This window comes from Anabaena sp. AL09, assembly GCF_001672255.1.
Classification (GTDB): domain Bacteria; phylum Cyanobacteriota; class Cyanobacteriia; order Cyanobacteriales; family Nostocaceae; genus Dolichospermum; species Dolichospermum lemmermannii.
This window is the reverse complement of the sequence record NZ_LJOQ01000085.1, coordinates 252,086-261,741: the sequence shown is the minus strand read 5'-3', so window position 1 is coordinate 261,741 and position 9,656 is coordinate 252,086. Positions and strand designations below refer to the sequence as shown.

9 protein-coding genes are annotated in these 9,656 nt (G+C 37.2%); 7 read left to right on the top strand and 2 right to left on the bottom strand.

All coding sequences use genetic code 11. The annotated features are described in order from the left end of the window. The first annotated feature begins 496 nt into the window (after nt 1-496). From AN490_RS17820 to AN490_RS17810, 3 genes are all read left to right on the top strand, one after another. Nucleotides 497-961: an Hsp20/alpha crystallin family protein gene (locus AN490_RS17820; RefSeq protein WP_015083275.1), complete on the top strand. Its 465-nt coding sequence runs from the start codon at nt 497-499 to the stop codon at nt 959-961. A 761-nt stretch (nt 962-1,722) separates the two neighbouring features. Beyond that, the gene (locus AN490_RS17815; RefSeq protein ID WP_168651280.1) at nt 1,723-1,968 is read left to right on the top strand and encodes a hypothetical protein; all 246 of its coding nucleotides are present in this window, start codon (nt 1,723-1,725) and stop codon (nt 1,966-1,968) included. Nucleotides 1,969-1,978: 10 nt separating this feature from the next. Then, nucleotides 1,979-2,947: a hypothetical protein gene (locus tag AN490_RS17810; protein ID WP_300006168.1), complete on the top strand. Its 969-nt coding sequence runs from the start codon at nt 1,979-1,981 to the stop codon at nt 2,945-2,947. Nucleotides 2,948-3,065: 118 nt separating this feature from the next. On the opposite strand, the gene AN490_RS17805 is transcribed toward AN490_RS17810, so the two are convergent. Then, nucleotides 3,066-3,557 (bottom strand): P pilus assembly/Cpx signaling pathway, periplasmic inhibitor/zinc-resistance associated protein, encoded by a 492-nt coding sequence (locus tag AN490_RS17805; RefSeq protein ID WP_300006166.1) that lies wholly within the window; start codon nt 3,555-3,557, stop codon nt 3,066-3,068. A 220-nt stretch (nt 3,558-3,777) separates the two neighbouring features. Here AN490_RS17805 and AN490_RS17800 point away from each other — a divergent pair, with 220 nt between their 5' ends. The 3 genes from AN490_RS17800 (at nt 3,778) to dnaG (ending at nt 7,824) form a co-directional block, all read left to right on the top strand. Then, the gene (locus AN490_RS17800) at nt 3,778-4,974 is read left to right on the top strand and encodes a sensor histidine kinase (protein ID WP_300006164.1); all 1,197 of its coding nucleotides are present in this window, start codon (nt 3,778-3,780) and stop codon (nt 4,972-4,974) included. Between the two features lie 62 nt (nt 4,975-5,036). Beyond that, on the top strand, nt 5,037-5,705 hold the full coding sequence (locus AN490_RS17795; protein ID WP_300006162.1) for a response regulator transcription factor: 669 nt from the start codon (nt 5,037-5,039) through the stop codon (nt 5,703-5,705). A 208-nt stretch (nt 5,706-5,913) separates the two neighbouring features. Then, nucleotides 5,914-7,824, top strand: a complete 1,911-nt coding sequence (gene dnaG, locus AN490_RS17790; protein ID WP_300006160.1) for a DNA primase — start codon at nt 5,914-5,916, stop codon at nt 7,822-7,824. A gap of 144 nt (nt 7,825-7,968) precedes the next feature. On the opposite strand, the gene ilvN is transcribed toward dnaG, so the two are convergent. Continuing rightward, nucleotides 7,969-8,487: an acetolactate synthase small subunit gene (ilvN, locus tag AN490_RS17785; RefSeq protein WP_300006158.1), complete on the bottom strand. Its 519-nt coding sequence runs from the start codon at nt 8,485-8,487 to the stop codon at nt 7,969-7,971. A 663-nt stretch (nt 8,488-9,150) separates the two neighbouring features. Here ilvN and AN490_RS17780 point away from each other — a divergent pair. Then, nucleotides 9,151-9,489 carry a BON domain-containing protein gene (locus tag AN490_RS17780; protein ID WP_300006156.1) on the top strand — a complete coding sequence of 113 codons (339 nt, stop codon included), beginning with the start codon at nt 9,151-9,153 and terminating at the stop codon, nt 9,487-9,489. Nucleotides 9,490-9,656: the final 167 nt, after the last annotated feature.

Sequence of the window (9,656 nt, the reverse complement as noted above, 5' to 3'; positions counted from 1 at the left end):
GGAACAGGGAACAGGGAACAGGGAACAGGGAGCAAATAAGAAACACTCATTTGCACCAGTTTAAAGCTCAGTCAAAAAAAGGATGTTTTTAAAAGATGCGTAGCCCGAAAAAAACAGTGTCATTATTTCAATCTCATGTTTTTAAACATGAGTTTTTCCTGTTAGAAAGTTGCCCGTTCCCTGTTCCCTTTGAAAGTGTTATATTTAAGATATTTTTGGCTAAAAAATAGTAGCAATATCCACCCTTATATTCTAACATACGAACCTGAAGTTATTAGCTCAATAGTACGGTTATTACGAAGATTATATCTATAAAACCGAACTGTAATTAATTGATTTTCTAGTGCTATCATCTAATTGGGAGGCTAAAGATTAGGCTTCAAGAAGTTAAAAGTTAGAGATTTTGCCAGTAGTATTATTGTTTACCAAGTCACAAGCTGAAGATTTAGTCTCACCAAATCAGAAAGTCCAATAGTGAATTTTTGAGGAGATAGTTATGACACTTGTACGTTGGAATCCGTTGCGGGAAATAGAACGCTGGGAACCATTCCCTGAAATGGGTATTATCCGGCAGCAAATGGATCGCTTGTTTGAACAATTATTACCACCTGATGCAGTTGAAAGGGTGGGGTTAACTTTCATTCCTCCGGCTGAGATTGCAGAAACTGATAGTGATTTGAAGTTGAAAGTAGAAATACCAGGTTTGGACGCAAAGGATCTGGATGTCGAAGTCACTCCTGAATCGGTTTCTATTAGCGGTGAGCGGAAGTCGGAAACAACAACGGAAGCAGAAGGTTTGACTCGCTCGGAATTCCGTTATGGTAAGTTCCAACGGGTAATTGCCTTGCCTGCTGTTGTGGATAATGAGAAGGTAGCGGCAGAATATAAGGATGGAATTCTCTATCTAACTATTCCTAAAGCCGAATCGGAAAAACACAAAGCTGTGAAGGTTCGTCTTTAGTTAGTTGCCTTTGATTAGGCTAGATCAGGAAGGGTGAGGGATTTTATAATTACTTCATCCTTCATTTTTTTGTTACTAGTAGGCGAGATCATAATTTATTATCAATGGTTCAGGTTTAAAAATATGCCTAAAAATATGTTTTCAATTAAGTAGGTTGGCGTTGAAAATTGTCGTTATAGCAAGGCAATAGGCAATAGGCAAGAGGCAAGAGTAAAGAAGTTTTCAGCGATTTTACGTTTCTTTACACAGTTTGGTTTTATTGTGTTCACCTACTTATATAGGGTTTGCTGAATAAGTTGTCTGTGAAGGCAGGGAACTCTTAACTGGGAACAGTTTCAACTATCTGGATATCCTCAATTTTCCAAATCCGACAAAGAAAAATGCACCTATTTTGAGACACCATCAGCCAAAACCTTGCACTTTTTTGTGATAAAAATCCGCGAAACCCTTATTAATAAATGGTTTTAGCTTTATTTAGCAGGCCCTATATAGTTAATTCTCAAGATAGATGCTAAAAAAGCATTCTTATATTCACAAGTCTTGAGGGCAACAAGTTTAACCTATATTCCTTTTCATCCTTTTATGTAAGGGATGAGCAATATATCCCAGTCACTGTTAAGATATCGGAAATAGCAGTTTGTATCTCTGAGTTAGATAGGATTTTTTAATTTTTTAGAAAACTTCTATGAAAACACACACTGATACAGTTTCATTTGCTTGAATAGCTATATAAAGAGGATTAAGACTGGCAATTATTAATTATGGCAACCAAAGTAATTGATGTTAGAGAATATACTGTCCGAGCGCACAAAAGGCAGATTCATACGCGAGTTTTCAACTTTGTCTGTAAAGAATGTAATCAGGCTACAAAACGAGAAACTTTCGGAACTCGCCCTTTATATTGTGAATGTTGTCGTCCTCCCCAACCTCCTAAAAAATCACTCCAGGTATCGACACCGAGCAAACCTAGAGCCATGACTTACACCAGCAATATAGATTTAGGTTGAGTGAATTACTATGAATTCTCCAGGACAATTACAAGCACCACCCGATGTGTTTATTACGCCATTGTTGGAATTACGAGATTACTATGGGAGTCTCGCACAAGAGTACCAACGTCTATTTATAGAGGCGCGATCGCAATTAGATAATGTAGAATCTTTGTTGTCTACTTGGTCTTATCCTCATGACAACGAACAGGTTGGGGTTGCTGAAGAAGATTCACTGTTGTTGTTGTCTTCTAATCAGAGTTCTCGTGTAGAATATTTGGATTCTCTAGAGTCAGAAATTCCTAAATCAGACTCTTTCAAGGTTGATCATTCCCTTTCTGAAGTTAGCAACTCAGGCAATTTTTCCTGTCAACGTCGTCACTATGTTGGTAAAGGGGAAGACGTTCCCATGGTGGCTCAGTATGAAAATATGACTCGCATGGAAGCACTTAAAAAGCTATTGCGGGAATATGTCGGAACTGTCTGTCACATAGATTTTATTGTGCGATCGCTCTACGGTAATTTAGAGTCTACTATCTTTAAAGTCGTTAAAGGTAGAGTCCAATCATCTCTAACTCAAGGGAGAGAAAGTGGTTATTGGTCAGCAATTCCCAATGAACCTGGTTGCTATACCCTAGATTTAAATTCACTAGGACCAATTCAAGGTAAGGGAATATCTAGAAGTATTAAATCCACCAAAACCAACAAACATTTCACCAGACCCCAGATGAAAGTAGTCCCGATGTTGGCACAATTTGATGGTCAATTTTTAATTGATGCTCTGACCTTATTTCTAGAACAAAATGCCGGACAAATTTTCAATGTGAATGAGATAGTCAATGGTATTTATGGACATTTAGATGCTGAAGAAGTCAGAGAGGTCAAAAATAAGGTTCTCAATGAACTATCTAGGGGTCATCGCACAGGCCGCTTTGTGAGAGTTCCTAACCAAATCGGTTTGTATACTTGGGATATGAATATGATCGTCCAGAAATGATCCAAAAAAGGGGCGTTAACAAATTGTAACGCCCTCTCTAAAGTTTGCCTATATACAAAAATGGGATGAGATTTTAAGCCCACCCCTAATTTATTAATCTTATTTGAATAGTCAAGAATTATTGAGGTTTATCTTGTTGACGACGAGAACGCATATTTTCTCGCATTTGCTTCATTTGTGCTTGCTGTTCCGGAGTTAACACAGCTTGCATTTGTTGTTTTGATGACTCTCTAATTTGTTTAATTTGATTTTTCTGTGTTTCAGTTAAGTTCAAAGAAGCAAAAATATCACCTTTTTTACCACGTTCTCCTTGTCCTTGTTGACGTTGCGCTTGATGTTGAGCCTTACGTTCAGCCATTGCAGCTTGTAATTTGGTCTTTTGTTCGGGAGTCAAAACAGCTTCAATTTGAGCGCGGGTACTGCGGCCGATTTCCTTCATTTTAGCTTTTTGTTCAGGTGTCAAATTCAACTTCTGAAATTGACCCTTTTTTTGCCATTCTTTACCAGGTTGAGGTGAGGATGGATTTTGTTCCGCTTGAACTGCAAATGGAGTTGCGATTAAAGTTAAAGCCAGAGTACCAGCAATCAGTGATAATGTCTTCAGTTTCATAAATACCTTTTGGTTATGTTTGGTTATGTTGGCTTTCTATAGTTCCTATCATATAGATTAACGCCCAGTAATGATATGAGGCAAAAGTCACGTCTACACCCATGACTTTAGTCATGAAATTAGCATTTCAATGTCTTCCTCTCATCCTATTGAACTTGAATCATGATACAAATATATTAAATCTAGGTTAGGCTGCCATTTTTTCAATTATCAATTTTTTATGAATCGTCCTATTCAATTTAATAATCATCCTTTTCGATTTCTACTTTATTTAGAATGGCTACTATTAGGATTTTCAGCGTTAATGGCATTAATGCCATCTCCTTCACCGCGCTTTTCTGTCATGTATCCAGAACTGACAATTTGCAGTTTGACATTTTTCGGTTTAATGGGTTTAAGATTGCCTACTTACAATAAAATCAATAAAGTTATTTATACGACTATTGAAGTTATATTAATTTTAATTACTGGCTTTTTTGGTGGTAGAAGTGCGAGGCTTTTTCCCTTTCTCTATCTAATTTTGGTAACTCGCAGTTGTTTAATTTTTCCACTACCAGGAAGATTAGCAGTTACTTTTTCCTCATTTATTTTATTTTTACTTACCCTCAGACAAAGGATGCCTCCTGGACGATTTTCACCAATAGCCCAAGAAAGATTTTGGTTTTTTAGTTTTAGTTTAGCAGTTTTATTTGGTTTAAGTCTAGTATTTGTTTTAGTATTAATGAATACTGTTTTATCTGAACGGCAAAGTCGAGATAAACTCCAAGCTGCAAATGAAAAACTCCGTCAATATGCTTTGAAAATTGAAAGTCAGGCAACTTTGGAAGAACGCAACCGCATTGCTAGAGAAATTCATGATTCTTTAGGACATTCTCTGACGGCTTTAAATCTTCAATTAGAAACTGCTTTAAAGTTATCAAAACATGATATACCTAGAGCAATGACGTTTTTAGCCACTGCCAAAGAACTCGGTTCAAAAGCCTTACAAGATGTCCGTCAATCGGTTTCTACCATGAGATCCCATCCTTTACAAGAACAATCGTTAGAACAGGCAATTCAGAATCTTGCGGCAGATTTTCAGCGTTCTACTGGCATTTTACCCAGTTGTCAAATATCCATTATTTCTCCATTGTCTATGGAAGTCAGCACTCCTATTTATCGAGTTATTCAAGAATCATTAACTAATATTTCTAAATATGCCCAAGCCACAGAAGTTCAACTAGAATTAACAACAACATTAGAAACTGTGAAGTTAACAATTCAGGATAATGGCAGAGGTTTTGATTTAGAGCAAAATACTACTGGATTTGGTTTACAAAGTATGCGCGATCGCACGTTGGCATTAGGAGGTGAATTTCATATTCATAGCAGTCATAATCATGGTTGTCAAATTATAGTTGATATCCCTTGTTTATAGCAGGGGAGAATATTTTTTCCAATTACCAATTACCAATTACCAATTACCAATTACCAACAAAAATGATTAAAGTCTTACTTGTAGATGATCAAAGTTTAATTCGTCAAGGTTTAAGAGCCTTATTAGAATTAGAAGCAGATATAGAAATTGTCGGGGAAGCTGAAAATGGTCAAATCGCAATTAATCTAGTTGAAAAATTAAAACCTGACGTAATTTTAATGGATATCAGAATGCCTATCATAGATGGAGTTGCTGCTACCAAAGAAATTAATCACCATTTTCCTCACAGCAAAATTCTTATTTTAACAACTTTTGATGATGATGAATATGTGAAAGCAGGATTACAAAATGGCGCAATGGGTTATTTACTTAAAGATACACCCTCAGAAGAGTTAGCAGTCGCCATTCGTGCAGTTGACAAAGGATATTCCCAATTCGGACCAGGAATAGTCAAAAAACTAGTCACTCAATTTCCGGCTAATTCACAACCAGTATTAGCTGTACCAGCGAACTTAGCAGAACTCACCCCTAGAGAAAAAGAAGTTTTGCGGTTAATTGCTATTGGTGATAATAATCGAGAAATTGCCCAAAAATTGTATATTTCTGAGGGTACAGTTAAAAATCATGTTACCAATATCTTAAATAGACTAAGTTTACGCGATCGCACACAAGCTGCTATCCTGGCAAATAGTTTTTTTACTTACTTACAACAAAATATTGAAAATAAATAGCACATAATTTGCGGTACTCAAAGAAACAGGATGGTCAGCAGCCTTATTCAGACGTTTAATTGCTACTGGTGCATCTGATATGTAGTGCCATAGGGAATAGGGAATAGGGAATAGGGAATAGGTGTAGGGGTTTAGCTCATGCTTTATCCCTATTTTTGGATGTGAATCCTGCTATATAATAGATATCACTTCTCACTGTTTACCTCTCATGCAAATTCCCCGCTTACATCCAGACACTATCGAAGAAGTAAAACTCAGAGCTGATATTGTTGATGTGGTTTCGGAGTATGTAGTTTTGCGAAAACGAGGTAAAGATTTTTTGGGGTTATGTCCTTTTCATGATGAGAAAAGCCCCAGTTTTAGCGTTAGTCCTAATAAGCAAATGTATTATTGCTTTGGCTGTCAAGCAGCGGGTAATGCGATTAAGTTTGTCATGGACTTGGGAAAACGTCAATTTGCAGACGTGGTACTAGATTTAGCAAAACGTTATCAAGTCCCGGTTAAAACTTTAGAACCTGAACAAAGACAAGAATTACAACGGCAAATATCTTTACGTGATCAATTATATACGGTTCTTGCTACTGCTGCTCAATTTTATCAACACACTTTAAGACAGTCTCAAGGACAAAAAGCATTAGAGTATTTAGAACAAACTCGTCAATTTAAACAGGGAACAATTCAACAATTTGGTTTAGGTTATGCTCCTGCTGGTTGGGAAACTCTTTACCGTTATTTGGTAGAAAGTAAACATTATCCCGTGCAATTAGTAGAACAAGCGGGATTAATTAAACCCCGGAAAGAAGGGGGTGGATATTATGATGTATTTCGTGATCGCTTAATGATTCCTATTCGAGATATTCAAGGTAGAGTCATTGCTTTTGGTGGCAGAACTTTAACGGAGGAACAACCGAAATATCTCAATTCTCCAGAAACAGAATTATTTAGTAAAGGGAAAATGTTATTTGCTTTAGATGAAGCTAAAGACGGTATTTCTAAAGTTGATCAAGCGGTGGTAGTTGAGGGATATTTTGATGCGATCGCTCTCCATGCAGCCGGAATTAATAACGCCGTTGCTTCCCTAGGAACTGCATTAAGTATAGAACAAGTTCGGCTATTATTACGTTACACAGAATCCAAACAATTAATCCTCAATTTTGATGCTGATAAAGCCGGCACAAACGCCACAGAAAGAGCAATTGGTGAAATTGCTAATTTGGCTTATGCAGGGGAAGTGCAATTAAAAATCCTCAATTTACCTAATGGTAAAGATGCTGATGAATATCTACATAGTCATACCTCAGCCGATTATCAACAACTATTAACAAATGCGCCACTTTGGCTTGATTGGCAAATTCAAAATATTATTAAAAATCGAGATTTAAAACAAGCTACTGATTTCCAACAAGTCACCCAACAAATAGTTAAACTATTGCAAAATATAGTTAATAGTGATACACTTAATTATTATGTTTCTTCCTGTGCAGAAATATTGAGTTTAGGAGATACTCGACTTATTCCTTTAAGAGTTGAAAATCTCCTAACTCAAATTAAACCTGGTAGGATAAAATCTCTAAATCCGCGGACAAGTAATCCCGCAACTAAAACCCCAAAGCTATCTTTAGTTAACACAGAACGCAGTTTACTAGAACGAGCCGAGGCATTATTATTAATTATTTATCTTCATTCTTCCCAGCAGCGGCAAATAATTATTGAAGATTTAGAAAACCGTAATTTAGAATTTAGTCTTTCTCATCATCGCTTTTTATGGCAACAAATGGCAGAATTTACAGTTGATGAAGTTGATTTAATTTCTAGTGTGCAAAATAGATATTTAGAATTAGCAGAAGAATTAGAAGTAGTTTCCCATCTATTTCACCTCAATGAAAAAAATAAAACAGAAATATTACGAACTCCTCATGTTATTCAAGCAGCATTAGCTTGTATGGAGAGAGTATTTCGAGAAAAACGCTATCGTTATTTTATGGAACAATGGGAAAAAATAGATCCTGAAGCTGAACCAGAAAAAGATAAATATTATGCTGAAGCCATGTATATAGAAAAACTTCATTTACAAGACCTTGAGAAACAGCGACAATTTTCTATTACTGACTTAATTTAGGCAAGATGAAATTTTAGCAACACCTAACTTTTAATCTTAATTATCAAAATAATAGCAGCAGATATAGCCATTACACCATATCTGCTGCTTGATTACATGAAAAACTTCGATGATTAACTTCTTGATCATCCGTTTGCAATTACACTAGACTTTTGCTTGTAAAGACTTCAGTAATTCAGTATTCACACCCGATTCACGAGTCAGAGAAATTTTACCTGTGCGAGCGATTTCTCTCAGTCCAAATTTTTGTAGCACTTGCACAATCGCCACCATTTTACCAGGATCACCCACAACTTCCACAGTCAAAGAATCTTCAGCCACATCCACAATTCGCGCTCGGAAAATCTGCGACAATTCGATAATCTCCGAACGATTACTGCTAGTAGCATTTACTTTCAGAAGCATCAATTCTCTTTCTACACAAGGAATTTCTGTAATGTCCTGCACTTTGAGAACATTAACTAACTTATACAGTTGTTTGGTAAGTTGCTCAATAATGCGATCATCACCAGGAACAACCATCGTAATTCGGGATACTCCTTCCTGTTCCGCAGGTCCCACAGCCAGGCTTTCAATATTAAAACCCCGACGAGCAAATAAACTAGCAATGCGGGATAGAACCCCCGCTTCATCTTCCACAATAACTGACAGCGTATGTTTCATCGGCGACTAAAAGAGCATGACATGAACGCAGACCGGCACTCATAAGAATACCCGGTAAGTGGGAAACTCAGCGGCTGTAGCCCTGAGAGGGAAACGACACGGGCGGTTTTAACCGCTTTGAATCTTTTTTCATTACCGCCTTGGAGTTAGGAAATTCGGGGTACTATTGTGATGTACTTTCAACGGGACAATTACCGATTCAAATTCTCTAACTCTGTACGCATAATGTTTTGCTCCAAAGAGCCTCCCATTTCTGGGGTAATGTTAGCTTCGACCAGTTATAAAAGCTTTTTAGACTTGCAACACTGTTTCAGTGACCTTAAAACTGTTTAATTGCAAGTGACAGAGCAGGGAACTAGCTACGCATTCCGGGGTGTCGTGACTTAAATAACGGCTACCATGAGACTAAGCTCAAGGTGGTCTGGTCAGCACAGCTTGCCTGATTACTCTTGCAAGCTCAGTCCCTTTAGGGCTGGGTTACTGACGACTGCAAAGCGAGTTTCGACTACGCTGCATTGTCGGTCTGAATTTTTATTTTATACTTAATAATTGCAATCATTCCGTTCCTGTGGAAAAGTTATCTATTTTCAAAGATAGATGCAGCCTTTAAATTAAAGCCATATATTGTCATCAGCAGTGAAAATTGACAGGAACAAAGTATTTATGGGTTGGTTACAAAGAATGTTTGGCTTAGAGCAATCGGAAAGCGCCCAAGTTAATCCAACTTCTAGCGATAATGCTGATACACAAACAACAGAGACAGAACGCATGGGATTAAATGGAGAATATGACCAAAGTGGTTTAGCCAAGCGCGTAGCATTAGCATTTGATCAAGATCCTGACCTTGATGATATTGACACTATTTGGGTTGCTCAAACAGGTAGCACTGTGGTACTAAAAGGTCAAGTTCCCACCCAGGATATTCTTAATCAACTAATTGCTGTAGCTCACACCGTTGATGGCACTACAGATGTTGATACGACACAAGTTAATACTAATTAAAATTTACTGAATAATTTTTTAGTAAAAAGAAGCAAGAAGCAGGGAGCAGGGGAGAGAAATATATCTTTTACAACTAACAACTGACAACTGACAACTGTACGGGCGAAGCATTTGGAGAACTATTTTTGGCAATGACCGATAATTTATCTTCCAAATGCTTCGCCCCT

What these genes read in the sequence shown, in the direction of transcription:
- AN490_RS17820 (WP_015083275.1), top strand. Translation starts at nt 497, where the DNA reads ATGACACTTGTACGTTGGAATCCGTTGCGGGAAATAGAACGCTGGGAA.
- AN490_RS17815 (WP_168651280.1), top strand. Translation starts at nt 1,723, where the DNA reads ATGGCAACCAAAGTAATTGATGTTAGAGAATATACTGTCCGAGCGCAC.
- AN490_RS17810 (WP_300006168.1), top strand. Translation starts at nt 1,979, where the DNA reads ATGAATTCTCCAGGACAATTACAAGCACCACCCGATGTGTTTATTACG.
- AN490_RS17805 (WP_300006166.1), bottom strand. Translation starts at nt 3,557, where the DNA reads ATGAAACTGAAGACATTATCACTGATTGCTGGTACTCTGGCTTTAACT.
- AN490_RS17800 (WP_300006164.1), top strand. Translation starts at nt 3,778, where the DNA reads ATGAATCGTCCTATTCAATTTAATAATCATCCTTTTCGATTTCTACTT.
- AN490_RS17795 (WP_300006162.1), top strand. Translation starts at nt 5,037, where the DNA reads ATGATTAAAGTCTTACTTGTAGATGATCAAAGTTTAATTCGTCAAGGT.
- dnaG (WP_300006160.1), top strand. Translation starts at nt 5,914, where the DNA reads ATGCAAATTCCCCGCTTACATCCAGACACTATCGAAGAAGTAAAACTC.
- ilvN (WP_300006158.1), bottom strand. Translation starts at nt 8,487, where the DNA reads ATGAAACATACGCTGTCAGTTATTGTGGAAGATGAAGCGGGGGTTCTA.
- AN490_RS17780 (WP_300006156.1), top strand. Translation starts at nt 9,151, where the DNA reads ATGGGTTGGTTACAAAGAATGTTTGGCTTAGAGCAATCGGAAAGCGCC.